The sequence below is a fragment of the Streptomyces sp. NBC_00210 genome (assembly GCF_045160975.1).
Taxonomy (GTDB): domain Bacteria; phylum Actinomycetota; class Actinomycetes; order Streptomycetales; family Streptomycetaceae; genus Streptomyces.
This window is the reverse complement of sequence record NZ_CP108120.1, coordinates 5,799,414-5,825,567: the sequence shown is the minus strand read 5'-3', so window position 1 is coordinate 5,825,567 and position 26,154 is coordinate 5,799,414. Positions and strand designations below refer to the sequence as shown.

19 protein-coding genes are annotated in these 26,154 nt (G+C 69.3%); 4 read left to right on the top strand and 15 right to left on the bottom strand.

The genetic code is table 11. From position 1 onward, the window contains the following. Nucleotides 1-60: 60 nt before the first annotated feature. From proB to rplU, 8 genes are all read right to left on the bottom strand, one after another. The gene (proB, locus tag OG729_RS26285; RefSeq protein ID WP_360881004.1) at nucleotides 61-1,188 is read right to left on the bottom strand and encodes a glutamate 5-kinase; all 1,128 of its coding nucleotides are present in this window, start codon (nucleotides 1,186-1,188) and stop codon (nucleotides 61-63) included. A gap of 99 nt (nucleotides 1,189-1,287) precedes the next feature. Beyond that, nucleotides 1,288-2,481 (bottom strand): glycosyltransferase family 2 protein, encoded by a 1,194-nt coding sequence (locus OG729_RS26280; RefSeq protein WP_405808315.1) that lies wholly within the window; start codon nucleotides 2,479-2,481, stop codon nucleotides 1,288-1,290. 138 nt (nucleotides 2,482-2,619) lie between these two features. Then, nucleotides 2,620-4,755: a hypothetical protein gene (locus OG729_RS26275; RefSeq protein ID WP_405808314.1), complete on the bottom strand. Its 2,136-nt coding sequence runs from the start codon at nucleotides 4,753-4,755 to the stop codon at nucleotides 2,620-2,622. 162 nt (nucleotides 4,756-4,917) lie between these two features. Then, the gene (locus OG729_RS26270; protein WP_360880998.1) at nucleotides 4,918-6,417 is read right to left on the bottom strand and encodes a bifunctional cytidylyltransferase/SDR family oxidoreductase; all 1,500 of its coding nucleotides are present in this window, start codon (nucleotides 6,415-6,417) and stop codon (nucleotides 4,918-4,920) included. A gap of 251 nt (nucleotides 6,418-6,668) precedes the next feature. Continuing rightward, nucleotides 6,669-8,690 (bottom strand): glycosyltransferase family 4 protein, encoded by a 2,022-nt coding sequence (locus tag OG729_RS26265; protein WP_405808313.1) that lies wholly within the window; start codon nucleotides 8,688-8,690, stop codon nucleotides 6,669-6,671. 253 nt (nucleotides 8,691-8,943) lie between these two features. Continuing rightward, entirely contained in the window at nucleotides 8,944-10,380 is a 1,437-nt protein-coding gene (obgE, locus tag OG729_RS26260; protein WP_360880994.1) for a GTPase ObgE, read from the bottom strand. A gap of 120 nt (nucleotides 10,381-10,500) precedes the next feature. Then, the gene (gene rpmA / locus OG729_RS26255) at nucleotides 10,501-10,755 is read right to left on the bottom strand and encodes a 50S ribosomal protein L27 (RefSeq protein ID WP_307663554.1); all 255 of its coding nucleotides are present in this window, start codon (nucleotides 10,753-10,755) and stop codon (nucleotides 10,501-10,503) included. A 14-nt stretch (nucleotides 10,756-10,769) separates the two neighbouring features. Further along, nucleotides 10,770-11,090: a 50S ribosomal protein L21 gene (gene rplU, locus OG729_RS26250; RefSeq protein ID WP_015033583.1), complete on the bottom strand. Its 321-nt coding sequence runs from the start codon at nucleotides 11,088-11,090 to the stop codon at nucleotides 10,770-10,772. 284 nt (nucleotides 11,091-11,374) lie between these two features. Between rplU and OG729_RS26245 the strand changes: the two genes are divergently transcribed. The 3 genes from OG729_RS26245 to OG729_RS26235 all read left to right on the top strand — a co-directional run bounded on the left by OG729_RS26245 (nucleotide 11,375) and on the right by OG729_RS26235 (nucleotide 16,246). Beyond that, on the top strand, nucleotides 11,375-13,219 hold the full coding sequence (locus tag OG729_RS26245) for a hypothetical protein (protein WP_405808312.1): 1,845 nt from the start codon (nucleotides 11,375-11,377) through the stop codon (nucleotides 13,217-13,219). Between the two features lie 55 nt (nucleotides 13,220-13,274). Continuing rightward, a complete protein-coding gene (locus tag OG729_RS26240; protein ID WP_360880989.1) occupies nucleotides 13,275-13,874 on the top strand; it encodes an acyltransferase in 600 nt (199 codons plus the stop codon). Between the two features lie 122 nt (nucleotides 13,875-13,996). Next, a complete protein-coding gene (locus tag OG729_RS26235) occupies nucleotides 13,997-16,246 on the top strand; it encodes a glycosyltransferase family 4 protein (protein ID WP_405808311.1) in 2,250 nt (749 codons plus the stop codon). Nucleotides 16,247-16,340: 94 nt separating this feature from the next. Here the strand turns inward: OG729_RS26235 and OG729_RS26230 are convergent, their stop codons facing one another. From OG729_RS26230 to OG729_RS26220, 3 genes are read right to left on the bottom strand one after another with little or no spacing between them, the layout of a single operon-like run. Beyond that, a complete protein-coding gene (locus OG729_RS26230) occupies nucleotides 16,341-17,777 on the bottom strand; it encodes a glycosyltransferase (RefSeq protein ID WP_360880985.1) in 1,437 nt (478 codons plus the stop codon). Nucleotides 17,778-17,798: 21 nt separating this feature from the next. Next, nucleotides 17,799-18,353: a hypothetical protein gene (locus OG729_RS26225; RefSeq protein WP_405808310.1), complete on the bottom strand. Its 555-nt coding sequence runs from the start codon at nucleotides 18,351-18,353 to the stop codon at nucleotides 17,799-17,801. 9 nt (nucleotides 18,354-18,362) lie between these two features. Beyond that, a complete protein-coding gene (locus OG729_RS26220) occupies nucleotides 18,363-19,478 on the bottom strand; it encodes a glycosyltransferase family 4 protein (RefSeq protein WP_405808309.1) in 1,116 nt (371 codons plus the stop codon). Between the two features lie 202 nt (nucleotides 19,479-19,680). Here OG729_RS26220 and wecB point away from each other — a divergent pair, with 202 nt between their 5' ends. Next, the gene (gene wecB, locus OG729_RS26215; protein ID WP_360880979.1) at nucleotides 19,681-20,769 is read left to right on the top strand and encodes a non-hydrolyzing UDP-N-acetylglucosamine 2-epimerase; all 1,089 of its coding nucleotides are present in this window, start codon (nucleotides 19,681-19,683) and stop codon (nucleotides 20,767-20,769) included. A 61-nt stretch (nucleotides 20,770-20,830) separates the two neighbouring features. On the opposite strand, the gene OG729_RS26210 is transcribed toward wecB, so the two are convergent. Genes OG729_RS26210 through OG729_RS26195 form a run of 4 tightly spaced genes read right to left on the bottom strand, consistent with a single transcriptional unit; the run spans nucleotide 20,831 to nucleotide 25,882 of the window. After that, a complete protein-coding gene (locus OG729_RS26210) occupies nucleotides 20,831-22,114 on the bottom strand; it encodes a nucleotide sugar dehydrogenase (protein WP_405808308.1) in 1,284 nt (427 codons plus the stop codon). Next, nucleotides 22,111-23,739 (bottom strand): glycosyltransferase family 2 protein, encoded by a 1,629-nt coding sequence (locus OG729_RS26205; RefSeq protein WP_405808307.1) that lies wholly within the window; start codon nucleotides 23,737-23,739, stop codon nucleotides 22,111-22,113. Before OG729_RS26205 ends, OG729_RS26210 begins: the two co-directional genes overlap by 4 nt. An 11-nt stretch (nucleotides 23,740-23,750) precedes the next feature. Continuing rightward, entirely contained in the window at nucleotides 23,751-24,761 is a 1,011-nt protein-coding gene (locus tag OG729_RS26200) for a Gfo/Idh/MocA family oxidoreductase (RefSeq protein WP_360881027.1), read from the bottom strand. A 2-nt stretch (nucleotides 24,762-24,763) separates the two neighbouring features. After that, nucleotides 24,764-25,882 (bottom strand): DegT/DnrJ/EryC1/StrS family aminotransferase, encoded by a 1,119-nt coding sequence (locus OG729_RS26195; RefSeq protein ID WP_360880973.1) that lies wholly within the window; start codon nucleotides 25,880-25,882, stop codon nucleotides 24,764-24,766. Nucleotides 25,883-26,154: the final 272 nt, after the last annotated feature.

The window sequence follows — 26,154 nt, the reverse complement described above, 5'->3', positions numbered from 1 at the left end:
GACGGAGCATGGGGCGCTTTTGGTGAAGGTGCCTGTCGGAAGACCGGTCTTTCAGCCGATTCAGGGCTGCAGGACGACCAGATCGTCCCTGTGTACGACTTCGCGCTCGTACTCCGGGCCCAGCTCCTGGGCGAGCTCGCGGGTGGAGCGGCCGAGCAGCTGCGGGATCTCCTTGGCGTCGAAGTTGACGAGCCCGCGGGCCACCGCCCGGCCCTCGGTGTCGCGCAGCTCGACCGGGTCCCCGGCGCTGAACTCGCCCTCGACCGCGGCGATCCCGGCCGGCAGAAGCGACTTCCGGCCCTGCACGACGGCCCGTACCGCACCGTCGTCCAGTGTCAGCGAGCCCTGCGGGGTCGAGGCGTGGGCGAGCCACAAGAGCCGGTCGGCGGAGCGGCGTCCGGTGCTGTGGAAGTAGGTGCCGGTGGCGCGGCCGGTGAGAGCGTCGGCGGCCCGGACGGCGGAGGTGAGGACGACGGGGACGCCGGCGGCCGCCGCGATCCTGGCCGCCTCGACCTTGGTGACCATGCCGCCGGTGCCGACTCCGGCCTTGCCAGAGCTGCCGATCTGCACATGGGCGATGTCGTCCGGGCCGCGCACCTCGTCGATCCGCCGACTGCCGGACTTGGCCGGGTCTCCGTCGTAGAGGCCGTCGACGTCCGAGAGCAGCACCAGCAGATCGGCCCGTACGAGATGGGCGACGAGGGCCGCGAGACGGTCGTTGTCGCCGAAGCGGATCTCGTCGGTGGCCACCGTGTCGTTCTCGTTGACGACGGGGACGGCGCCCATGTCGAGCAGCTGGTCCAGGGTCCGGTAGGCGTTGCGGTAGTGGGCACGGCGGCTGGTGTCGTCGCTGGTGAGGAGGACCTGGCCGACGCGTACGCCGTAGCGCGCGAAGGAGGCCGTGTAGCGGGCGACGAGCAGTCCCTGACCGACGCTTGCGGCGGCCTGCTGGCGGGCCAGGTCCTTGGGGCGGCGGGCCAGGCCCAGCGGTGCGAGGCCCGCGGCGATGGCGCCGGAGGAGACCAGCACTATCTCCTTCTCGCCGCCGCTGCGGATCTTGGCGAGCACGTCGACGAGGGCGTCGACGCGATCGGCGTCGAGTCCGCCGGACGCGGTGGTCAACGAGGACGAGCCGACCTTGACGACGATCCTGCGCGCTTGCGTTACCTGCTGTCTTGCCACTGTCACAGAGCTGAATCTATGCCAGCGCGCGTGGCGGGTGCGCGCGTATTCCACTCGCTGGACAGACGGTGGCGGCCCGGGCGCGCACCGGGTCCCTGTCACCGCTCATCTCGTCAGGCGGTGCACCACACGCCGTACGAACGAGGCGCCTCGCGGGCCCGGCGCCGAATACGCCTGGAGCGGCGTGACACGCTCCCCACCGACCTGCTCGGCGACGCGCACCTCGTAGACCGCGTCGGGGAACCCCTCCACCCCCGCCCCGAAGTGCGGATAGGCGAGATACCGGTGCCCGTCCCGCTGCACCACGCCGGGTACGCTCCCGGCCCGCTCGAAGGCGAGAACGTCCTTGAGGACGTCGAAGCGGCCCGCGGGGGCGCAGGTGAGCCGCAGCCGTTGGCCGACCTTGAGGCGGCGCGCCACGCCGTCGGTCCAGTACGCGTCCATCAGCGGTGCCACGAGGCCGAGCTTGTCCCGCCCCCGCTCGTCCGGCTGCTTCAGCACGATCGGTCCCAACTGGGGCAGCAGCGAGGTCACAAAGGGCCTGACCATCAGCAGGTCACGCCGGTCGCCGGGCGGCACATGCGCCGCGATCAGCTTCATCAGGGCGTGCGCCGCCTCGATGATGGCCGCGTGGTCGACGCCCTTGGTGACGTGCTTGCCGTCGTCCCGGCCGACCAGGTAGTAGCAGGTGTAGTCGGCGACGACGGAGACGCCGTCGGCCCGCAGATACGCCTCCATGGTGAACAGCGCGTCCTCGCCGAGCCGCATGCCCTCGTCGAAGTGCAGATCGTGGCGTACGAGCAGCTCGCGCCGGAAGAGCTTCTGCGCGCTCAGCGTGAACTTGATGTTGGAGGAGAAGACGTCCGTCCGCTCGGCGCTCTTGCGGTACATCGACTGGGGGGCGCCCCTGTTGACGCCCTCCATGCGCCCGAGCACCACGTCGGTGCCGGCCCGGTCGGCCACCGCGACCATCCGCTCCAGCGCCTCGTCACCGAGGTGGTCGTCGGCGTCGAGGAAGAAGACATAGCGGCCGCGGGCGAGCGAGAGCCCGAGATTGCGCGGGCCGCCGGGGCCACCGGAGTTGGTCTGCCGCACCACTCGCATCTCGGCCTTGCCGCGGGCCGCGAACTCCTCCAGGCACTCCCCCGTGCCGTCCGTCGAACCGTCGTCGACGGCGACGATCTCGATCCGGTCTGCGCCGATGGTCTGTGCCTCGACCGACTCCAGGCAGCGCACCAGGTAGGGCATGGCGTCATAGGCCCCGATGATCACGCTGACATCGGGTTCATTGCCGTTCATGGCCCCATCCTGCCGCTGCCACTGCGCCGTCCTGTTACAGGACGCGAAACGGCCCGCAACTCCTTGTCCGTACGAGCTCCGTATGAGCTCCGTACGAGAGGAGTGCGGGCCGTCGTGCGTTGCAACTGCCCCGGTACGTCAGCGGGCGACCGACGGGTCCAGGCCTGCTGCCGTGGTCCCGGTCCCGGTCTCGGACTCGGTCCCGGCAGCGCTCTCGCCCTCACCGGGCGCGGCGTCCTCCGCGGCAACGTCCGCCACGTCGTCCATCGACAGTTCGACCAGCTGCTGGCCGGAGCCCGCGTTGCGCGCCTCGGACCGGGCGGCCAGGGCCGCCACCGCGGCGTTGAACTGCTCGATGGAGGTCGGCTCGTCGGGCCCGAGCAGATAGCGCTTCAGCTCACGCCGCGCATCCGTGAGGGCGTCCGCCGCCGGATCGGCGACGGCGTCCAGGAACTCGCCCAGTTCCGCTGCGTCGTTGGAGAGGATGACCGCGGCCCGGACGGCGGTGTTCTGCCGCTTGAACTCCTCGGCACCCACCTCGGCCGAGTCGGTCACGGCATACGGCTTGCCGCTCGCGATGAAGTCCGAGACCACGCTGGAGATGTCGGACACCATGCCGTCCGCCTCGTTGAAGCAGTCGTACAGATGCGGCTGCGAGCCGGTCACCGTCTTGTGCTCCCACCAGCCGAAGGAGCGCCAGTACGCGTCGTTCCACTCGGCCCGCAGGCTCTTGATCTCCGCGAGTCGCTGCGGGTCGGCGAGCGAGACCCGCGAGACCTCCGACTCGTCGCCGCCCGCCCGGCCGGGCTTGGACAGCTCGGCCAGCCGCGCCTGGACGCGGGCCAGCGTCGCCTGCGCACCAGCCTGGTCGGCCTGTGCGGCGGCGGCTTCCTTGGCCCAGCGGGGCTCGGCGGCGCGGGCGGCGGCGGCCTTGTCGACCATCGCCATGATGCGGGTGTGCACCGCCTTGGCCTTGGCGCTGCGCGTGCCGGTGAAGGGGTGCGGCTTGTAGATCAGACGGACCGGACGCTCGGCGTTGAGCAGGCCCTTGACGATGTTCTCGCCGGCCAGCAGCAGCGAGGTGTTGCCCGGGTTGTCGTCCCAGCCCTCCCAGGTGGGGGCGTACAGGACGGTCGGGATCGGGTTCTTCGGGGTGCCGGTCCCGGTCTTGATGGAGGCCAGCTGGGGGCGGCCCACCTCGACGATGTCCTCGTCGCGTACGCCGATGTCCGCGAGGGCGTAGCGGTCGCGGCCCGCGCGGCCGGCCGTCCACACCTCGTCGTACACCTTGCTGAACGGGTTGACGCTGGCCACCTTGTCGCTGTCGCCGTGCCCGATGAAGACGTGCTTCATGGTCGGTACGCGCAGGATGTGGATGTTCTTGCCGACGTTGGCCGGGTACAGCGCGACGCGGACCGTGGACAGGTCCATGTTCATCAGATGGATGCCGCCCGGCACACAGATGACCGGCACCGAGGTCTCACCGAGCTGCGGCACGATGTAGCGCTCGCGCAGAATGATCAGCGGCCGGGCCTCCAGCTGCTCCATCGTCTCGATCCACATCTTCACCTGGTACGCCGACTCCTTGGAGCCGGAGAAGTACAGGACCACGGTCGGCCGGTACTCGTTCAGCCAGGCGTCGATCCCCTTGAGCACCTTGGCCGCGGTGGGCACGCGCCGGCTCGCCCGGATGTACCGGAACAGAGCCGCGGTGTAGAGGACGGCCAGGCCGACGCTGACGCCGAGGCCGACGTACGCGACGACGTCGGTGTCCATCCGGGTGGCGGCCAGCACGCCCGCCACGGCGGGGATGTCCAGGTGGAGCATCTTCTCCGAGGAACGGCGCAGCAGCAGCTTCGGCGGAGCGTCCGGGATCTTCAGGCCGTACAGGTCGACATTGCGCGTCACCACCGGCATGGTGCGGCGCAGCCGGATCAGGGTGGCCAGGGCGCCGTGCGGGGCCTGGAGGCCGAAGATGAGCAGGAAGCCGCCGACCGCGAGGTAGAAGAGCGTCTGATCGGCGAGGTTCAGCCGGGACAGCAGCAGCACCAGCAGCAGCTGACGCACCAGGAAGTGCATCGGCAGACCAAACTTGATCTTGTTCAGTCTGTTGACGAGATAACTGCCCCGCTGATGCAGGTACCAGTCCGCGACATACGTCACGACAGCGGCCGCGACGAAGCCCCAGAAACTGGGAATCAGCGCGGCGATGAGCGCGCACGGAAAGCCCAGTCCCAGTAGGACTGCGGCGACCAATTCAGATCCGCTGCCCACGCGGGCCAGACGAATGGCGGTCGAAATCAAGAACCTGCTCCAGGGGGTGCCGGTTTTACCACATTAAATAAGCAATCGCGAAGACCAGGCTTCACGAATTCGGGCCTCCGCGATCGCAATTTCGGCGACCCCAGAGGCCCTAAATTCAATTATTCGTAATTATTACACATCTTCCTGACGATCCAGGACGGATGCCAATGCCTGCTCGAACCCGGACGCCTCGCTGGCCTCGCGGGTCGGGTCCTGCTGCCGTACGTCGATGACGTGGCCGGTCAGCTCGGAGAGCAGAACGTCGAGAGAACTCCTGGCCACCGCCTCGGAGGAGAGCAGCGAACCGCTCGGCTCCTGGCCGAAGGCCTTGGTGCGCATCGGGGTCGCCGTGCGCTCCGGATTCACGCAGTTCACGCGAATTCCTTCGCCGGCCCATTCGTCGGAGAGGGCCTGGGTCAGGTTGACCATGGCCGCCTTGGTCGACGAATAGAGACTGTACTCGGCGCGCCCGCGGGTGTAACTGGAGGAGGTGTACAGGAGCAGCTGCCCCTTGGTCTCCGCCAGATACTTGTACGAGGCACGGGCAATCTGGACCGGCGCCAGGTAATTGACGTTCAACGCCTCCTGAATGGTGGTGTTGTCCGTCTCCGCGAGCTTGCCGATGCGCAGCACGCCCGCGGTGTTGATGACGTAGTCGATCCGGCCGGTCTCGGAGTACGCCTTGGACAGGGCGTCGTCGACGTGCTCGGGGTTCTCGACATGCGTACCGGTGGTGGAGCGGCCGAGCGCGTACACATGGGCGCCGTACCGCTTCGCCAGTTCGGCGATGTCCGCGCCGATGCCGTACGAGCCGCCGAAGACGACCAGGGTGCGGCCCGCGAGCAGTTCGCGGTACGCCGCCTCGTCCGCCTGCCGCGGCGAGGTGGTCGTGGCCAGCTGGAACAGCTTGTCGGCGATGAACACGTCGACCGGCTGGGTCACCTTCATGTTGTACTCGTCGCCCGCGACGACATAGATCGGCACGTCCGGCAGATACTTCAGAACGACCGAACAGTCGTCGGTGGCCTGGAAGTTGGGGTCGCCCGCCGCTACCTCGTACGCCCTGCGGATGGTGGAGAGCTTGAAGGCCTGCGGCGTCTGACCGCGGCGCAGCCGCGAGCGGTCGGGGACGTCGGTGATGAACTCGCCATCCTCGCCGTGGGTGCGGGTCACGATGATCGTGTCCGCCGACGGGATTGCGACATCGACGGCCTGGTAGCGGTCGAGGGCGTCGACACAGTCCTGGATCACACGCTGTGACAAAAGCGGACGGACAGCGTCATGGAACAGGACGTTGCGGTCCTCGCCGTCGGCAAGTCCCTCGCTCAGCGCGGCGATCGCGCGCTCGGTGGTCTCGTTGCGGGTCGAGCCGCCTTCGATGACCCGGGTGACCTTGGCCAGTCCGGCCTTTGCGATGATCTTCTCCACGTCAGGCACAAAACCCGGCGCCATCAGCACGATCACGTCATCGATGGACTCGGCCTGCTCGAAGATCGTCAGCGTGTGCTCGATGACAGCCTTGCCGGCGATCTTCAGCAGCTGCTTGGGGATCGACAGGCCCACGCGCTGGCCGGTACCACCGGCGAGCACGACTGCTGTGGTGCGGGGCTTGGCTATGGGCTGCACTGACACAGACGACGACCTACCTTGCGGGGGCTGGGGAACATTCCGATAGTTGCACTCTGCGTTACCGTCTCGCAAGGCGCTCGCCTTTCACTCCACACCGCTGCGCAACCTGTTGTTTGCCTTGTGAACAGGGCGGATTAGGCCATGCCCGGCGATTGACCGAGTGACCGACACCACACGGGAACGAGTTGCACATCACTCCTGCACCCAAAAAGCCTTAACGAGTCCGACCCGCGGAATCCATGTGCGGGAAATCTCTACAGATCAACCACGTTGAGAGCCAGATCGTTGGAGGCCGTGTAGAGGAAGCGGACCCGTACCCGCTGCTTCGGCCTCCTGAGGACATTCTTCGCGAGCGCGCGCACAAGACTCCCCTTCCTCCTCTTCGGGAGGATGGTCAGCGGATAGTTGTAGATGTCCTTCTTCATCACCACGTCGTCAAGCATCCTGCCCACCTTCACTGGTTGGGCATTCGATGCATAGCGGACAAATACGTCCCAGACATCGTGTGCGGTGATTTGTTGAGCGGCAGGCGCCGCGCAGGGAACAGCGAAGTGGAAGCCGTTTTCGCCGTCCCACTGCCCGGTGAAGGTCAGTTCGTGCCCTTTGCCGCGACGCCGCAGTACGAGCACCGGGTCGCCGACCACCGTCGCCGGGCCGAGCAGGCTGCCGGACAGGGCGATCTTCTTGCCGACGAGCCGGACGTGCCCGGCCTCCGCATGTACGGGACGGACCCACGACCGCAGCACGAGCGTGCCCCTGGCCTTGTCGACATACGGCACGAGGTTGCGGACGGGGCCGCCGGGCACCAGCCGGTCGGCGGCATGCATGGCGCCACGCTGGTCGACATTGCGGCTGCCGAGGCGGGCGCGCCCACCCGTCGCCGCCGACTCGGCGAAGAGCTCCCAGAGACCTTCGCCGAGCTGCTCGCCGGCCGGTATTGTCGCGACCCCGTCCTGGCCGAAGGGGAAGGTACGGACCTCGGTGCTGCCCTCGGTCCGTACGCACAGCAGCTGCAGCCCGGCGTCATCGGCCGCCGGACGCGGGCCGACCAGCGTGATGGCCAGCTCGCCGTCGCTGCGCACGACGCAGTCACCCACGGGCGCGAAGTCCGGTACCGGGCTGCGCTGTGATGTGGCGGCGACCAGCTCCTCGAAGAGGTTCTCGTACTCCTTGACGACCTGCGCGGGGTCGAAGCGGCGGGCGCTCTCCCGCGCGGCCGTGCCCAGCCGGCGCCGCAGATCCTCGTCGTCGATCAGCTTGAGCAGCGCGTCGACGACGGCCTTCACATCGCCGACCGGCACAAGAAGGCCGTCCACACCGTCCTTGATGATCTCGCGCGGTCCGTAGTCGCAGTCGGTGGAGATCATCGGCAGACCGCAGCGCATGGCCTCCACCAGCGTCATGCCGAACGACTCGTGGCGCGAGGTGGAGACGGCGATGGCGCCCTTGGCCCACTCGGGTTCGATGGGTGAATGCGGCCCCATCAGGTGGACCTTGTTGTACAGGCCCATCTTCAGGATCTGGTCGCGGAGCCCCGGGCGCCGGTCGCCGCCGCCGTAGATGCGCAGCACCCAGTCCGGCCGCACCTCGGTGACCTTGGCGAAGGCGTTGATGAGGACGTTGTACTGCTTCTCGGACGCGAGGCGGCCCGCCGCGACGACGACCTTGCCCGTCCCGTCGGAGGGAGCGATCTGCGGCTCGGGGACGCTGTTGGGGATGGACAGCACGCGGGTACTGGGCAGCGGCATCTTCTCCCGCCAGACCGCGGCGTCACCCTCGGAGACCGTCACAAAGGCGTCGATCGCGGCGAGATGCTCGTACATCTCGGCCCGCAGCGCCGACTTGTGGTGGTTGTGCGTCATGTGTTCCTGGCCGATGCGGACCGCCCCGTCGGGGGCGAACTGCGCGACATACGCGACGAGTCCGGGCCGGGTGCCGACGACGATGTCCGCGTCGGAGGCGGCGTAGTGCGCGCGGACGCGGTCGTCGGTGAGGCGGCTGTACTCCTTGTAACGCGCCTCGCTCTGCGGGAAGAACGCGGCGGGCTGGAGCTGGAAGGGGTGCTCTTTCTCGTTCGTCGGCGAGTTCGGCCGGGTGTCGACGAGGGGGACGACGGAGATGCGGGGGTCGATGGTGAAGAGCGGGATGTCACGGTGCCGGAAGACCGAGACGATCTCCACCTCGTGCCTGTTCACAAGCTCTTCGGCGAGGTTGAGGGTGGTGCGGATCGTCCCGCCAATACCGTAAACGGTATGGATGAGGAAGGAGATCTTCATCGGCCCTTGGTGCTCCGTTCAGCTGAGACTCGGGTGGCGTACAAATGAGGCCCCGTCACGCCAGCTAGACGGGCCTGGCAGCCGGGAGGTTGCCCTGATCCGACGATTTAGCAGGATGCGGTGGAGCAGAACGGGACGAACACGTCGTACGCACCCACTGTGCCCTGTCCCGCGAGCTGCGCAGGACAGGGCACAAGCTGATGAACCGGCGCGGCGGGCGTCAGCCGACCACGCTCACATCTGGGGCTCGGCTCTAGAAGGGGTCGAACTCGTCGAACTCGCGCTGCGCGTCGTCCCGCTCCGCCTCGCGGTCCCGGCGCCGCTGCGCCGCCGGACGCGGAGCCTCAAGGCGGTGGTCCTCACCGCGTCGGCCCAGCATTTCCGCGCCCGCCATCATCGTGGGCTCCCAGTCGAAGACGACCGCGTTGTCCTCGGGGCCGATGGCCACACCGTCGCCGGCACGGGCACCGGCCTTCATCAGCTCCTCCTCGACACCGAGGCGGTTGAGGCGGTCGGCCAGATAGCCGACGGCCTCGTCGTTGTTGAAGTCGGTCTGGCGCACCCAGCGCTCCGGCTTCTCGCCGCGCACCCGGAAGAGGCCGTCCTCCTCCTTGACGACCGTGAAGCCCGCGTCGTCGACCGCCTTCGGGCGGATGACGATACGGGTCGCCTCCTCCACCGGCTTGGCCGCGCGCGCCTTGGCGACGATGTCGGCGAGGGCGAAGGACAGCTCCTTCAGGCCCGTACGAGCCACCGCCGAGGCCTCGAAGACCTGGTAGCCGCGCTCCTCCAGGTCCGGGCGGATCATGTCCGCGAGGTCCTGGCCGTCCGGGATGTCGATCTTGTTGAGGACGACGATCCGCGGGCGGTCGTCGAGCCCGCCGTACTGCTTCAGCTCCTCCTCGATGATGTCGAGGTCGGAGACCGGGTCACGGTCGGACTCCAGCGTCGCGGTGTCCAGCACATGCACCAGCACCGAGCAGCGCTCGACATGGCGCAGGAACTCCAGGCCCAGGCCCTTGCCCTGGCTGGCGCCCGGGATCAGGCCGGGGACGTCGGCGATGGTGTAGACGGTCGACCCGGCGGTGACCACGCCGAGGTTCGGCACGAGCGTCGTGAAGGGGTAGTCCGCGATCTTCGGCTTGGCCGCGCTGAGCACCGAGATCAGCGAGGACTTGCCGGCGCTCGGGTAGCCGACCAGCGCCACGTCGGCGACGGTCTTGAGCTCCATCACCACGTCACGTGCTTCGCCCGGCTCGCCGAGCAGCGCGAAGCCGGGCGCCTTGCGGCGGGCGGAGGCCAGCGCGGCGTTGCCGAGGCCGCCGCGGCCGCCCTGGCCCGCGATGAAGGTGGTGCCCTGGCCGACCAGGTCGGCGAGCACATTGCCCTGCTTGTCGAGTACGACGGTGCCGTCCGGCACGGGCAGGACCAGGTCCTGGCCGTCCTTGCCGGAGCGGTTGTCGCCGGCACCGGGCTGACCGTTGGTGGCCTTGCGGTGCGGGCTGTGGTGGTAGTCGAGGAGCGTGGTGATCGACTGGTCGACGACCAGGATCACATCACCGCCGCGGCCGCCGTTGCCGCCGTCGGGGCCGCCGAGCGGCTTGAACTTTTCCCGGTGTACGGAGGCGCAGCCGTGGCCTCCGTTACCCGCGGCGACATGCAGCTCGACGCGGTCCACGAAGGTGGTCATGGGTACGTGCCTCCAGTAAGTACGGAAATGTCTGAGACGTGCTGTGTCTCTTGCACAACACGCGAAAGGCGGACCCACTTCCCGAACGGGAAGTGAAGTCCGCCCTCGCAAAGCTTCCGATCAGGCGACCGGAACGATGTTCACGACCTTGCGGCCACGGTGCGTGCCGAACTGCACGGCACCGGGCTGCAGCGCGAACAGGGTGTCGTCGCCACCGCGACCGACGCCCGCACCCGGGTGGAAGTGAGTGCCGCGCTGGCGGACCAGGATCTCACCGGCGAGCACGACCTGACCGCCGAAGCGCTTCACGCCGAGCCGCTGAGCGTTGGAGTCGCGCCCGTTCCGAGTGGACGATGCGCCCTTCTTGTGTGCCATCTCTCCTCAGTCCCTTACTTCGCAGCCGCGGGGATGCCGGTGACCTTGATCGCCGTGTACTGCTGACGGTGACCCTGGCGACGGCGGTAGCCGGTCTTGTTCTTGTAGCGAAGGATGTCGATCTTCGCGCCCTTGTGGTGGTCCACGACCTCGGCCGTGACCTTGATACCGGCCAGCACCCACGGGTCGCTGGTCACGGCGTCACCGTCGACAACGAGCAGGGTCGAGAGCTCGACCGTGTCGCCAACCTTGGCAGTGGAAATCTTGTCAACCTCAACGATGTCGCCGACAGCAACCTTGTGCTGGCGACCACCGCTGCGCACGATGGCGTACACGCGGATCTCTCTCTCGCTCGGAACGGAACCTCTGATGCCAGCCGCTCGCACAGGCCGAAGCCTGCGGCGATCCGGAAGGACGAGCGGCCTCTCCCGAACCGGCGGAGCCGTCGGGAGGGAGTTGCTCAGGGGTGGGCGTGCATGGAAACACACCGAGGGTCAAGGTTACGGGGCCCGCCCCAGGGGGTCAAACCGGGTACGCGCCATGAATCCCTGGTGGATGTCCGCCGTGGCCTGTTGAATGTGCGCTCGTGTCTCTGCGCTCCCTGATCACCATGCCTCGCATGCTCCGCCACGGCTCGGCCGTGGGCGCGGATCTGCCGCCGGACGAAGCCGTCACCGTCGATGCCGTGGCCGATCCCGCGCTGCGCGCCGCGCTGAGCGCCGCCGCGGCCGGCGATGCCGCTCCGACGCGCGATCTCCTTGCCGAGACCCGGCTCGGCGCCCAGTGGGAGCGGCGCAGTGTGTGCGTCACGAGGCTGGCCGAGAGCGCGCTGCACAACCCGGGCTGGCTGGAGGGCTGGCTTGCCCGGTCGCCCGAGGACCCCGACGCGGTGCTCGTGAAGGCGGATCTCTGTATCCAGCAGGCCTGGGAGATACGTACCGGCTACCGGGCCCGGCATGTGTCCGAGGACCAGTTCCGGGCCTTCTTCACGCTGCTCGACGACGCGATTCCGGTGATCTCCACGGCAGCCGCGCTGAACCCGACCGACCCGGTGCCGTGGGAGATCGCGCTCACGCACGCACGGGGCATCCAGGCGCCGCGCGATGTGTTCGACGCCTACTGGGCCGAGGCCGTCGCCCGCGCCCCGCACCACTACGGCTGCCATGCCACCGCGCTGCAGTACCTCTGCGACAAGTGGTACGGCTCGCACGAGGAGATGTTCGACTTCGCCGAGCGCGCCGCCGACGGCGCGCTGCCCGGCTCGAAACTGCATGCGCTGCCGCTGCTGGCCGCCATCGAGTACGAGGTGGTCTCCGACGACTCCACCGAGGACGGCCCGATCGACCGCGCCCGCATCGAGGCCGCCGTCAGCCGCGCCCTGGAGCTCTCCGCCTGGTACGCGCCGGGCGACCCGGACGCCGCCGGGTTCCGCAATCACCTCGCCCTGCTGCTGATCTTCGCCGAGCGGTGGAGCGAGGCCCTGGAGGTCTTCCGGGCGATCGGCGTGCACGCACGCGCCTACCCGTGGGCGTACGTCGGCGAAAGCCGCAAGGAGTTCCTGGAGTTCCGCCTGGGTGTACGGATGCAGGTCGCCTCCAAGACCCCTTTCTTCGGCAGACCGCCGCGGCCCACGACCCCGGCGGCCGCCGTCCCCCCGGTCCCCGCGCCGCGCTCGCTGGCGATAGCCGCGGCCCCGCCGCACGAGGTCGCCGAGGCGGCATTGATGTGCGGCGTCTCGCTCCGTATAGCCCCGGCCCCCTCCCCCTCCCTCTCCCCTTCCCCGTCCCGTATGAGCTACGTCGAGCTCGTCCCCGACCCGTCCCCCGGCAAGCGCGCGACCCTCGCAGCCGGCGAGGAACTGCTGACGGCCGCCGCCGACAACTTCACCACCGGTGAGAAGTGGCCCGCCCTGGTCCTGCGCCGCACGGCCGACCGCTGCGGCTTCACGCTCTTCCACAAGGGCAAGCCGCGCGCGTCCCATCTGTGGGACCCCTCGGCCCCCGTCACCGACCACGCCGAGGCCACCGCCACCGCGCAGGCGCTCGCCGCGATCTTCCCGGTGCCGGACCAGCGCCCTCTGGTCACCCTGCTCCGCGGCACGAACGACCCGGCCGGGCGCCAGTCCCAGCTCGTCACCGCGCTCGGGCTGCCCCCGCTCCCGGACGGCTTCGGCGAACGCGACGAGATCCTGGACGGCGCACCCGGAGCCCAACTCCTCCCTCGCCGCGGGGTGTTGAAGGGCATCCGCGACACCATGTCGACGGACCTGGGTACCCCGGCCCTTCCTGTCCCCCGCCCGAGACGCTGGTGGGTGCTGCGGACCGCGGGCCTGGTGATCCTCGTACCTGCGGCGGCGTACGGCTGGCTCTCGCCGGACGTGGGCTGGTACCGGACGGTCCTGCCGACGGCGGCCGCCCTGTTCTATGCGGCCCAGCTGAGGAAGGCCTGGGCCCAGCGGCGCTGAGCGCGGCGCGCGCCGTATGCTCGCCGGGCGAAGCCGCGCACCGGAAGGCAGAGAAGTGAACTACAGGGTCCAGCCCACCGCCCAGGTCGACGAGAGCGCCGTCATCGGCGACGGGAGCAGCGTCTGGGAGCTCGCCCAGATCCGCGAGGGCGCAAAGCTCGGCGAGGGCTGTGTCGTCGGTCGCGGTGCGTATGTCGGGACCGGTGTGCAGATCGGCGACAACGTCAAGCTGCAGAACTACGCCCTGGTGTACGAGCCCGCCGAGCTCGGCGACGGTGTCTTCGTCGGCCCCGCCGTGGTGCTCACCAACGACCACAACCCGCGCTCCGTCGACCCCGAGGGCAAGCAGAAGCGCGGCGGCGACTGGGAGGCCGTGGGCGTCAAGGTCGCCGAGGGTGCCTCGCTCGGTGCGCGTTCCGTGTGTGTCGCGCCGGTGCGGATCGGGCGCTGGTCCATGGTCGCCGCGGGCGCCGTCGTCACCAAGGACGTACCGGACTTCGCGCTGGTCGTCGGCGTACCGGCGCGGCAGATCGGCTGGGTCGGCCGGTCCGGTGTCCGGCTGGTCGAGCGCGAGAGCGAAGCGGGTGTGTGGGAGTGCCCGCAGACCGGTGCCGTGTACGTGGAGAAGGACGGCGTACTCAGCGAGCGCAGCTGACCCTGCTCGACGAGCGCGGCTGACCCGTCCGACGTCACACCTATGCGCTCTCCTCGGCCGCAGAGCCCGCTTCAGGCTTCGATACGCTGGGCCCCTGCGTCATGTTGTGCGAAGGGAACCAGATGAAAAGCCACGTGCTCTATCTCGCGCTCGGAACGTACCGGGTTCGGGCAGCACGCGAGCATGTCAAGGAACTTGCGTCGTCCGGGTCGCAGATCGTACTGGTCGTCACGGACGGCGAGGAGTGGGCGGAGACCACCGGCGAACTCTCGCGCCTGGACGGCGTTGATGTCGTGCGGCTCTCCCGCGACAAGCACGGCTCCGCATGGCCCGCCGCCAAGAAGCTGGTCTCCGACAAGTCGGGGCCCTTCGCCAAGGCCGAGCGACTGATCGCCGGTGACGCACACGCGCTGCCGGTGGCCTGGGCGGCCGTCAAGCGCCGGCCGGAGCTCACGCTGGAGCTGGAGCCCGCCAACACGGAGGGCCACACCGCCGGGCCTTCGGACCTCGCGGTGATCACCCCCTGGTACCCGTCGCCGAACAACCCGTACGCCGGTTCTTTCGTTCAGGCGATGACGGCGGCGGTGGCCGACCAGTTCGACCGGGTCACGGTCCTGCACACCGAGGACTGGTCGGGCAGGGCCCACCCCGCGCTCAACGACGCGATCAAGGTCACCACGGACCGCCTCCAGGAGCGCCGGGACCTCGTCCCCGTCGTGGACAGCCCCGAGGGCACTGTCGTGCGGGTCCCGGTGCCGCTGATAAACCGCAAGAACTACAGCCCCTGGGTCGCCGCCCAGGAGAAGGCGCTGCTCCCCGCACTGCCCACGGGGAAGATCGAGGCCCCGCTCGTCCACGCCCACACCGGCATCTACGGCGGTGTGCTCGCCCTCCACCTGGCCAAGCCGGACGCGCGGGTGGTCGTCACCGAGCACTCGTCCTTCCTCGACAGGGTCTTCGCGCAGCCCGCCGCCCGTGAGCTGTACGGCGAGGTGTTGGTGCGGGCAGACGCGTTCCTTTGCGTCAGCACCCGGCTGCGGGACCAGATCGCCGAGGAGTTCCCGGCGTACGCGCACAAGCTCAGCGTCGTACCGAACATGATCGACTTCGGTCGCTTCACCCCCGGCCCCGAGCGCTCCTCGGAGCTGCTCAGCTGGCTGTACGTGGGCCGTCTGATCAAGCCGAAGGGCGTCGACGAACTCCTTGAGGGCTTCGCGCTGGTGGCGAAGAAGGAGCCGCGGGCGACCCTCACCCTGGTCGGCCACGGCCCCCGCGAGGAGGATCTCGCCGCCCGTGCCAAGGAGCTCGGCCTCGCCGACCGGGTCAGCATTCTGCCGCCCGTGTCCCCCGAGGACATCAACGAGCTGATGCACCGTCACGATCTGCTGGTGCACGCCAGCAAGGGCGAGACCTTCGGCATGACGGTCGTCGAGGCGGTCGCCGCCGGGCTGCCCGTCCTCGCCACCCGCAGCGGTGGCCCGCAGGAGAGTCTGGCCGGGATCGAGTCCAGGGCCGGCGCGTTCATGGACGTCAGCGAGGACCCCAGGGTCATCGCCGACGCCTACTGGCAGCTGCGCCAGGACGCGGCCGGGATCGACCTGCCGGCGGCCCGTGAGGTCCTGGAGAGCAGGTACGGCACCGAGGCGGTGGCCAAGCAGCTCATCTCGGTCTACGAGGGCACCCCGCTGCCCGCCGCAGAGGTGGCGGCCCCGGTCGTGAAGGCGCCCGAGAGCGCGCCCGTGGTCGAGGAGCGGGCCCCGAAGGAGACCGCGCCGAAGACCGCCGCGCCGGCGGAGCCGATCGGGCGCGCGGTCATCCTCGCGCTGACGCCTCCCGGCAAGCCCCGGCGCATCGTGGAATTCGCCAACTTCCTTGTCGAGGTGGGCGTGGAGGTCACCCTCGTCGCGGGCCGGGCCGACAACTTCTGGCAGCGCGCACAGCTGGACGCGCGCGTCCCCGTGATCAGCATCGAGGACGCCGAGAAGAAGCTGCGCATCCCGCGCGGCGAGCGGTTCCTCGTCTACCGCGCCCCGCGCGCGGTGCTGCGCAAGGCCCGGAAGATGGCTGCCCGCAACCGCGCGTCCATCGGCCCCGAGCTCGCCGTCGCGTCCGTGCAGCGGGCGCACACCAAGGCCGCCAACGCCTTCCACAAGAAGATCTTCAACCGTGGGTACAAGGAGATCCGGCCGCAGCTGCTGTCCCGTATGGCCAAGCGTGTGGCCCTCCCGGAGCTGCGTCTCGACCTCGCCGACCATGTGTTCGTGAGCGACATCAACTCCACGGTGACGGGCTGGAAGTGGGCCAAGGCCCATCCGCACCTCACGGTCACCATGCACCTGGACCGGGAGATCTACGCCCCGAAGGGCGAGTGAGCTGCCAAGCCGCCGACGGCGAAGGCCCCGACCGGAACTCCGGTCGGGGCCTTCGCCGTTGCGGTGCGAGCCCGGCAAGATGGCCGGACAGGGCCTAGTGCTCCGAAACGCTCTCCGAAGCGCTCTCCGATGCCTCGGCGGGCTCGCGGCCGATGATGGTCCGCAGCTGCTCCTCGAACGGCTTGAGCACCGCGTCACGCTGGTACTTGTCCGCGTGCCGACGCGCGTTCTCGCGCTGCTCCGGCGTCAGATCACGCGCGGCCTTGCCCGCCGCGACCATCGAGGTCGCCAGGGCGTCCACATCCAGGCTGTCGGCGTTGAACCAGAGCGGGTAGCCCTCCAGCACGTCCTGGGCGGCGATGCCCGGCGCGTGCACCGAGACGATCGGGTGCCCGAAGGCCATGTACTCGAAGATCTTGCCGGAGGTCACGTACTTGCCGCCGCCGGCCAGGAAGACCAGCACGTCGGCGTCCTCGTAGACCCCGCCGACCTCGGTCTTGGAGACCGGGCCGCAGTAGCGCAGACCGGTGTCCTCGGCGCCGTTGACGGGGCCCTCCTCGTCCAGGCCGAGCTTCTTCTTCAGCGTGGCCGGGCTGTTCTTGAAGAAGCCGAGGTGGCCGTGGATCTGCAGCTCGGCGTCCGCGAGGTCCGGGTGACGGCGGGCGATCTTGAACGCCTCGGCCATCTCCTCCACCGGCTGCTTGACGGTGAGCGTGCCGAGGTAGGCGAACTTCAGCGGACGCGTGGACCCGTCGGCGGAGGGCTCCACCACGGTCGCGGGCTGCTCCTCGGCCCCGGAGGGCTCCGGCGCCGCCGGAATCACATCGGCGTCCCAGCCGTTGGGGACCACCATCATGCGGTCGGCGACCTCGGGATACCGCTCCGCGTGCCAGCCCCGCAGCGCCTCGTTCACGAACACCGAGGCGGACGCCCTGTTCAGCATCCGCTTCTCCCAGGCCCAGGCGATGTGGCCCTTGGGGAAGGCGGGCTCGTCGTGGAAGAGGTCCAGCGTCCACGAGTCGCGGTAGTCCATGACGTACGGAACACCCGTGAGCCGGCTGAACAGCCAGGCCGCACCGAAGGACGCGAACGGGTTGCCGGTGGCCACCACGATGTCGAAGCGCTTCTTGGAGTGCAGCTTCAGCGCCCGTACGACGGAGGCCCAGGCCCACGACGAGTAGCGCTCCGGGAAGAGCTTCGTCTGGCTGAACTGGTACACGCGCTTCGCCATCAGCGGGAAGCTGCGGCGCAGCCAGCTGAACTCACGCAGATCCTGCTGCCAGGTGTACTGGTTGAGCTCCGGACGCTCCACCCGGATACGGGGGTCGACGGTCTCGGAGAGACCCTCGTCGACCGAGCCGATCCTCTTGTAGAGGAAGTCCAGCGGCGAGGCGAAGACCGTGACGTCCCAGCCCTTCTCCACCAGATGGTTGGCCGTCGCCCTGGCGCGGTACACGCCGCTGGCCCGGGAAGGCGGGAAGTAGAACGCCAGGTAGAGCACGCGGGGCCGCCGGCCGCTGCGGTTCTTCATGAATCTTCCTCGTTGTCGAAATCAGCGAGCGGCTGAGGTCTGCGGGGACACGTCGGAGTCGATGCCGTAACTGACCCTGGGGACCGCCAGGCCCTCCGACTCCCACGCCTGAATCAGTTGTACGGCACGGGGCACCGAAAGCGCATCGGCCACCACCATGAGCTCCGGGCCCTTGCGTGGCGAGAAGTGGCGCCAGACCATCCGGTCGGCGAGCTTCGGCCACACACGGCGGTGCAGCGGAACGAAAACCCTGCGGTGTATACGGCCCGCCACCCGGCGCTCGTACGCCTTGAGGGCACGCTTGGCCTTGCTGCGGAGCGGGCCGCGGCCGGCCACCTGCACCACGAGCCGCGGGACGCGGTAGAGCACCAGGCGCTCCAGCCGGCGCGGCAGATGGCTCGCCTCCAGCTCCTCGGCCGTCACCAGCTCGACCTCGGGGGCGAAGCCCTGGTCGAGCCACGGCTTGCGCGCGCCGACCAGGACGACCGCACGATCGCCGCGCGCCACCACTTCCGCCGACTCTTCGACCACGGCCCGCTTGCGGGAGGCGCCGAGAGCCAGGAACAGGACCTGCATGTCACTCCATCACGGGGAGTCGGGGAACCAGAGACGGTAGTGCGCCTGGGCGACGGCCTCGTAGCCGTACTGCGCGGCCAGCTGGTCCTGGGCGCGCTTCAGATCCAGACCGCTGCTGTCGAAGCGGCTGCGCAGGCGCCGGTAGCCGTCCCTGATCGACTCGGCGTTCTCTTCCACATCGATGAGCTCGCCGGCCGCGTCCTCGATGCCGGCCAGCGTCTTCTCGGGCCCTCCGCAGCGGGTCACCAGCACCGGCATACCGGCGGCGATGCCCTCCACGATGGTCATGCCGAAGGTCTCGTACCGGCTCGGGTGCACCAGCAGGTCGTGCTCGCGCATCAGGTCCAGCGCCTGCTCGTGCGGGATCGAGCCGGGAAGGTCGACGGCGTCGCTCAGCCCGAGCTCGGCGACCCGGTCGGTCAGCGTCCGCCGCAGCGGGCCCTCACCCACCAGCGTCAGCGTCAGCGTCGGGTCCTCGGCGTAGCACTCGGCGAAGGCCTCGACCAGCCAGTTCACGCCCTTGAGCTCGACCATGCTGCCCAGGTAGAGCCACTTGCGCAGCTCGGTGACCGGGGCGGGGCGACTCTCGTCGAAGGAGATCGGGTTGGGGATGCGCAGGATCTTCTCCGCGTGGTGCGGGAACTGCCTGCTCAGCACCTCGGTGACCTTGTCCCCGACCGCGAAGAAGCCGGTGACGCGGGCCAGCAGCTCGTCGTACAGCTCCACGGCGTCCGGGTCCTGGAAGACCCGCTCAAGGAAGGAGGCGTGCTCGGTGACGAAGACCCGCGCGTCCGGCCGGGCGTTCTGCAGGGCGGCCCAGCCGCTGGGGAGCCCGACATGGGCGTGCACGACCGGGGCGTCGATGGGCCGGCCGCCGAGGGCCGCGCGCAACTGCCGCTCGTGGCTGCGGGACTGTGCGCCGTAGTCCTGACCGCGCGGGGTGGTGACCGGGAAGTGCACCAGCTCGGCGCCGCCGGCGGTGGGCACGCGGTGCGCGGCACGGGTCACCAGTTTGCCACCGGCCGCTTCCACCGCTTGAGTGGTGGCTGCGTCCATCGGGGCGACCCATGGGTCGCAGTGGTAGACCACGAAGCTGTCACAGCCCGGGGCCGTCGCACCGACCATTGCCTGGACGAAGGATCCTCGGAAAGGCAGCTCACGTGTGGGGTACCACGGCGTGACTACGGCCGCATCCCTGGATGCTGCCTGATTCATTACCGACTTCCTCCCCGGAGCACACGTCGAGGCGTCACTTTATCATCGGACGGAATTCGGTCTTCGGCCCCGCCGGGGGGCCGGTAACCCAGGTATCGAGGAGCAGTTCACGGTGAAGGTCATCAGCGTCGTCGGCGCTCGTCCCCAATTGGTCAAACTCGCACCGATCGCCGCTGCGTTCGCGGAAACCGACCACCAGCATGTGATTGTTCACACGGGTCAGCACTATGACGCCGACCTTTCCGACGTCTTCTTCTCGGGCCTTGGCATTCCGGACCCCGATGTACATCTGGGCATCGGCTCGGGCAGCCACGGCGCCCAGACCGGCGGTGTGCTCACCGCGATGGACCCGGTCCTCGACGCCGAGCAGCCCGACTGGGTCCTGGTGTACGGCGACACGAACTCGACGCTCGCCGGTGCGCTGTCCGCGGTGAAGATGCACCTGCCGGTGGCGCACCTGGAGGCCGGGCTGCGCTCCTTCAACCGCCGGATGCCCGAGGAGCACAACCGCATCCTCACCGACCACGCCGCCGACCTGCTGCTCGCGCCGACCGAGGAGGCCATGCGCCACCTGGCGGCCGAGGGGCTGAGCAAGCGCTCCGTGCTGGCGGGAGACGTCATGGTCGACGTGTGCCTGCGGATCAGGGACGCGGTGCTGGCCGGCGAGCACCCCAAGCCCGTGCTGCCCGAGGGCATCGACCCCGAGGCGCCGTACCTGCTGGCAACGCTGCACCGCCCGGACAACACCGACGACCCCAAGCGCCTTGCGGCGATCGTCGACTCGCTCGCGAGCCTGCCGGTGCCGGTCGCCCTGCTGGCGCACCCGCGCCTCGTCGTGCGCGCCGAGGAGCACGGCATCAAGCTGAACCAGGGCTCGCTGCACTCGGGCCGTCCGCTGCCGTACGCGGGTCTGGTCGCGGCCGTCCTCGGCTCGGCCGGTGTGGTCACGGACTCGGGCGGTCTGCAGAAGGAGGCGTTCCTGCTGGACCGCGTCTGCACCACGATCCGCCCGGAGACCGAGTGGGTCGAGACGCTGGAGGGCGGCTGGAACCAGCTGGTCCCGAACCCGCACGAGCTGGACGCTGCCGAGTGGGCCAAGATCGCCACCCGCCCGGCCCCGGCGGCCGAGCGCGGCACCCCGTACGGCGACGGCCGGGCGGCCCACCGCGTGGTGGAGTTCCTGGAGCAGCACAAGCGCTAGTACGTACGGCGAAGGCCCCGGTCACCTCCTGCGAGGCGGCCGGGGCCTTCGTATGACTGCATCAGCCGCCGATGACGACGCGGCGTACGCCTTCCCAGCGCGCCGGGTCGGTGGTGCGCCGGCCGTCGACCAGGACGCGGACGTCCGGCAGGTCACGGGCCGCGAGCTCGCGGTACTCGGCGTGGTCGGCCTGCAGGATCGCCGCGGTGACGACCTGTCCCTCGTGCGGGGTCAGACCGTGCGCGGTGAGCTCCTCGGACGTGTACATCGGGTCCGAGACGAAGGGGACGGCCCCGCGCGCCTTGAGCGCCTCGACGGTCGGGAAGACGCCGGAGAAGGCCGTCTCCTTGACGCCGCCGCGGTAGGCCGCGCCGAGCACCAGCACGCCCACGCCGTCCAGGTCGCCGTAGGCGGCGGCCAGCAGGTCCACGGCGTACTCCGGCATGGCGGCGTTCGCCTCGCGCGCCGAGCGCACGACGGTGGCCTCCGGGTCGTTCCACAGGTACATCCGCGGGTAGATCGGGATGCAGTGGCCGCCGACGGCGATGCCGGGCTGGTGAATGTGGCTGTAGGGCTGCGAGTTGCAGGCCTCGATGACCTTCTTGACGTCGATGTCGTTCTTGTCGGCAAAACGGGCGAACTGGTTCGCCAGGCCGATATTGACGTCGCGGTAGGTGGTCTCCGCGAGCTTCGCCAGCTCGGAGGCCTCGGCGGTGCCCAGGTCCCAGACGCCGTTCGGCTGCGCCAGGTCCTCGCGCTCGTCGAAGTCGAGCACCTGCTCGTAGAACTCCACGCCGTGCTTGGCGGAGGCCTCGTCGATGCCGCCGACGAGCTTGGGGTAGCGGCGCAGGTCGGCGAAGACCCGGCCGGTGAGCACCCGCTCCGGCGAGAAGACCAGCTGGAAGTCCTTGCCCGCGGTGAGCCCGGAGCCCTGCTCCAGCATCGGCGCCCAGCGGGTGCGGGTGGTGCCGACCGGCAGGGTGGTCTCGTACGAGACGAGGGTGCCGGGCTTGAGTCCGGCGGCGATCGCCTTGGTCGCGGAATCCATCCAGCCGAAGTCGGGCACGCCCTCGGCGTCCACGAACAGCGGGACGACGACCACGACGGCGTCGGACTCGGCGACTGCGGCCGCGGTGTCGGTGGTGGCCGACAGCAGTCCGGCGTCGACGGTCTCCTTGAGCAGACGGTCGAGGTCGTGCTCGCCGGGGAAGGGCTCGGTGCCGGCGTTGACCAGCTCGACGACCTTCTCGTTCACATCGGCGCCGATGACCTTGTGGCCCTTGGCGGCGAACTGCACGGCGAGCGGCAGCCCGATCTTGCCGAGCGCGACTACACAGATATTCATCGGGTTACTTTCCTCTTCAACCGGACCAGCAGGGGCCGCACACGCGGCCACACCTTATTCTCGGGCGGGAACAGCAGGCCGGTCAGTATGACCATCCTGCCCTTCTGGTTCACACGCGCGCCCACCCGATACGCGGTGCCGCTGCGCCAGCGCCGGGCCAGCGGCATGGGCTTGTCCTTGCCACGCACGGGGATCTCGTACGTCGATCCCGCGACGTCCACATGGACGCGCACCCCGAGCGAGGCCTGACGGGGCTCTATCGGGATCCGCCCGCGGACGACCGTGCCGGCTCCGTCGGCCGTCACTTCCTGGGTGAACTCCCCCACGGGGGCGGGCAGTTCATGACCGACGGGCAGCCGGCGGCCGCCGGCCTTGTCCGCGCTCTTGGGCATCGAGCCCTGGACGAGACGGATGACGGCCGACTCGGTGTCGCCGGTCAGCCCGAGCCGTACCGCGATGGCCAGCGAGAGATCCTCGCCGTCCTGCTGCCACTCGGCCGAGACCAGCTCCGTGCCCGAGGCGAGCTGGGCGGCGACCGACTCCCCGGTCACCTCGAAGACCCGGTCGGGGATGTTCAGTACGGGGTCCCTGAAGCCCGGGTAGCGGGCGTAGGCCCGGCCGTCCTCCAGGTGGAACGGCGGAGCGCCGTTCTCCTCCTCCGCCTCGATCGCCCGGGTGAGCTCGTCCACCGCGCCGCGCTGGGCCAGGGTGAGCCTGACCCGCCGCATGACCGGCAGGGCGTCGCTCAGCGAGTCCGTGAGGTACTCGTCGGCCAGCTCGGCGATACCGGCGGCAACCTCGCGCCGGGTCCCCGCGTCCAGCGCCGGGAAGTCGCCCTTGAGGAGCTTGGAGAGCTCCCAGTTGAAGTGGCGCTCGAAGAGCATGTCCCGCCGGTGCCCCGCCTCGACCAGCCCGGCGGCGTGATGCAGGATCCTCGCGGTGCAGCGCAGCCGTGACAGATGGCTGGACTTGTAGGTGATGTTGCTCGCGTCCCCGCGCTTCACCGCGTAGTAGTACGTGTAGTCCGCGAGCACCGAGATCTTGCCGGCCCTGACACATGCCTCGATGGTGAACGGCATGTCGCTGCCGACCGGCAGGTCCTCGGGGAACCGCAGGTTGTACTTCTCCACCAGCTCGCGGCGGAACAGCTTGGTGTTGGCCAGCGTGTACGGCAGCGCCGAGTCGAACATGCTGATGTCCGGGTTGCTCTTCTTGAAGAGCGCCTGGTGGACATAGCGGCCGTTGGTGCCGACCATCTTGCCGATCACGACGTCCGACTCGTGCTTGTCGCCGTAGGCCACCATCCGCTCCAACGCCTCTTTGCCGAGGTGGTCGTCGGAGCCGATGAAGTAGACGTAACGTCCGGTGACCAGGTCCAGCGCCCTGTTGCTGGGTGCTGCCGGGCCACCGGAGTTCGCCTGGTGTATCACCTTGACGGTGTCCGGGTACTTCTTCGCGAAGCGGTCGAGCTCCGCTGCGCTGTCGTCCGTGGAACCGTCGTCGACGGCCACGATCTCAAGCCTGTCCAAGCCAATGCTCTGCCCGACAAGGGAGTTAAGGCAATCCGTCAGGTACGGCATCGTGTTGTACACGGCGACGACGACGGAAACATCAGGACTGGTCAAGGCTCCTCGCCCTACTGGGCCGCGGTGTGCGCGGAGAGATCGACTGTGATGCCGCTGGCGGCGGATTCCAGCACGGCTGCCGCCACTTCGACGGTACGAAGACCCTGGCGCAACGTACAGATGTCGTCGGACTTGCCGAGCACGGCGTCACGGAACAGCTCGTGCTCGACCAGCAGCGGCTCGCGCTTCGGGATGGCGTAACGGATCATGTCGCCCTCGGCCACACCGCGGAAGGCCTGCAGGGCCTCCCACTCGGTGGCCTGGGCGGCGTTCGAGTAGAAGGTCAGGTCGGCGGTGAGGGTGTCCGCGATGAAGCAGCCCTTCTCACCGGTGACCGAGGTGAAGCGCTCCTTGAGCGGGCTCAGCCAGTTGACCAGGTGGTTGACCATGGTGCCGTCGGAGAGCTGACCGACCGCGGAGACCATGTCCTCGTGCGGACGGCCGGACTTGGAGACCGTACGGGCCGAGATCGAGGTGTACGTCTGGCCGGTCACCCAGCCGGTGAGGTCGATGTCGTGGGTGGCGAGGTCCTTGACCACGCCGACATCGGCGATGCGGTGCGGGAAGGGGCCCTGGCGGCGGGTGACGACCTGGTACACGTCGCCGAGCTCACCGGCCTCCAGGCGCTGGCGCAGCGAGCGCAGCGCCGGGTTGCAGCGCTCGATGTGGCCGACGCCGGCGACCAGGCCGCGCGACTCGAAGGCCTCGACGAGGCGGCGGGCGCCCTCGACGGTGTCCGCGACCGGCTTCTCGACAAGCGCGCTGACACCGGCCTCGGCGAGCTTGAGGCCGACTTCCTCGTGCAGCGCGGTCGGGCAGGCCACCACGGCGTAGTCGATGCCGAGCGAGATCAGCTCCTCGACGGTGGAGAGCACGGGGACGCCCTGCGCCCAGCCGTTCTTGTCCCCCATCGGGTCGACGACGGCGACGAGTTCGACACCATCCAGGCCGGCGAGCACGCGGGCGTGGTGGCGGCCCATCGAGCCGAGGCCGATGAGGCCGGCCCGCAGTCCCTGGGCGATGGTCACAGGTTCTCTCCAAGCTCGTTCACGGCGGCGACGATGCGCTCGAGGTCCTCGGCGGACAGCGAGGGGTGCACCGGGAGCGAGACGACCTCGGCGGCCGCACGCTCGGTCTCCGGCAGGTCCCAGTTACGGCCGGCCTTCTGGTCCGGCTCCCAGTACGGCTTCAGCCGGTGGATCGGAGTCGGGTAGTACACAGCATTGCCGACGCCCGCGTCGGTGAGCTTCGCCATGGCGGCGTCGCGGTCCCCGCTGATCCGGATCGTGTACTGGTGGTAGATGTGGCGCGCGCCCTCGGCGACCGTCGGGGTCGTGACGCTCGGCGCGGTGATGTGCTCGGTGAGGTACGCGGCGTTGGCGATGCGCTGCTCGGTCCAGCCGTTCAGCTTCGACAGCTGTACGCGGCCGACGGCGGCGGCGACGTCCGTCATACGCATGTTGGCGCCGACGATCTCGTTGGCGTACCGCTGCTCCATGCCCTGGTTGCGCAGCAGGCGCAGGGTGCGGGCGATCTCGGCGTCACCCGTGGAGATCATGCCGCCCTCGAGGGAGTGCATGTTCTTCGTCGGGTAGAAGCTGAAGGTGCCGCCGGAGCCGAACGCGCCGACCGGGGTGCCGTTCAACGCGGCCGCGTGCGCCTGGCAGGCGTCCTCGACGACGGCCAGCTTGTGCTTGGCGGCGATGGGCATGAGCTTGTCCATCGCGGCGGGGTGGCCGTACAGGTGCACCGGCATGATCGCGGCGGTGCGCGGCGTGATGGCGGCCTCCACGGCGGCCGGGTCCAGGCCGAAGCTGCCGGGCTCGATGTCGGCGAAGACGACGTCGGCGCCGACGAGCCGGACCGCGTTCGCGGACGCGGCGAACGAGAACGAAGGAACGATCACTTCGTCACCCGGGCCGATGCCCAAAGCCAGCAGAAGGAGGTGCAGCGCGGAGGTACCCGAGTTGACGGCCACGCAGTGGCGCCCCTCGACCAGCTCCGAGAATCCCTCCTCGAATGCGGCCACCTCAGGGCCCTGAACGACCCTGCCGCTGCGCAGTACGCGTACTGCGGCCTCGATCTCTTCCTCACCGATGACCGGGCGGGCAGCGGGGATGGGCTGCTGGTTGCTGCTCGTCATGGACGTCCTCCTTGAACACCGCAAGAGCTCTTTGTGGCAGAGGTCAGGGGCGGAGCGGACGTCTCGCGAGGCCGCGCTGTACCCCTCCGGCGCAAAGCCAACGCCCTACCGAGGATCTGGGACCGGTCTTGTCCCGAACCGGGCCGGTCACCCACCGTAGTGTCCGGAACGGGGCCCTCACCCGGCAGCGACCGCCGTCACATTATCAGGGATTTCCCAGGCAATTTCGGGGCTGTTAACGGAGCACTGCATCGATTCGGAGACAAAAACCG

What these genes read in the sequence shown, in the direction of transcription:
- OG729_RS26280 (WP_405808315.1), bottom strand. Translation starts at nt 2,481, where the DNA reads ATGAACGGCAATGAACCCGATGTCAGCGTGATCATCGGGGCCTATGAC.
- OG729_RS26265 (WP_405808313.1), bottom strand. Translation starts at nt 8,690, where the DNA reads ATGAAGATCTCCTTCCTCATCCATACCGTTTACGGTATTGGCGGGACG.
- obgE (WP_360880994.1), bottom strand. Translation starts at nt 10,380, where the DNA reads ATGACCACCTTCGTGGACCGCGTCGAGCTGCATGTCGCCGCGGGTAAC.
- rpmA (WP_307663554.1), bottom strand. Translation starts at nt 10,755, where the DNA reads ATGGCACACAAGAAGGGCGCATCGTCCACTCGGAACGGGCGCGACTCC.
- OG729_RS26245 (WP_405808312.1), top strand. Translation starts at nt 11,375, where the DNA reads ATGCTCCGCCACGGCTCGGCCGTGGGCGCGGATCTGCCGCCGGACGAA.
- OG729_RS26235 (WP_405808311.1), top strand. Translation starts at nt 13,997, where the DNA reads ATGAAAAGCCACGTGCTCTATCTCGCGCTCGGAACGTACCGGGTTCGG.
- OG729_RS26230 (WP_360880985.1), bottom strand. Translation starts at nt 17,777, where the DNA reads ATGAAGAACCGCAGCGGCCGGCGGCCCCGCGTGCTCTACCTGGCGTTC.
- OG729_RS26225 (WP_405808310.1), bottom strand. Translation starts at nt 18,353, where the DNA reads ATGCAGGTCCTGTTCCTGGCTCTCGGCGCCTCCCGCAAGCGGGCCGTG.
- OG729_RS26220 (WP_405808309.1), bottom strand. Translation starts at nt 19,478, where the DNA reads ATGGTCGGTGCGACGGCCCCGGGCTGTGACAGCTTCGTGGTCTACCAC.
- OG729_RS26210 (WP_405808308.1), bottom strand. Translation starts at nt 22,114, where the DNA reads ATGAATATCTGTGTAGTCGCGCTCGGCAAGATCGGGCTGCCGCTCGCC.
- OG729_RS26195 (WP_360880973.1), bottom strand. Translation starts at nt 25,882, where the DNA reads ATGACGAGCAGCAACCAGCAGCCCATCCCCGCTGCCCGCCCGGTCATC.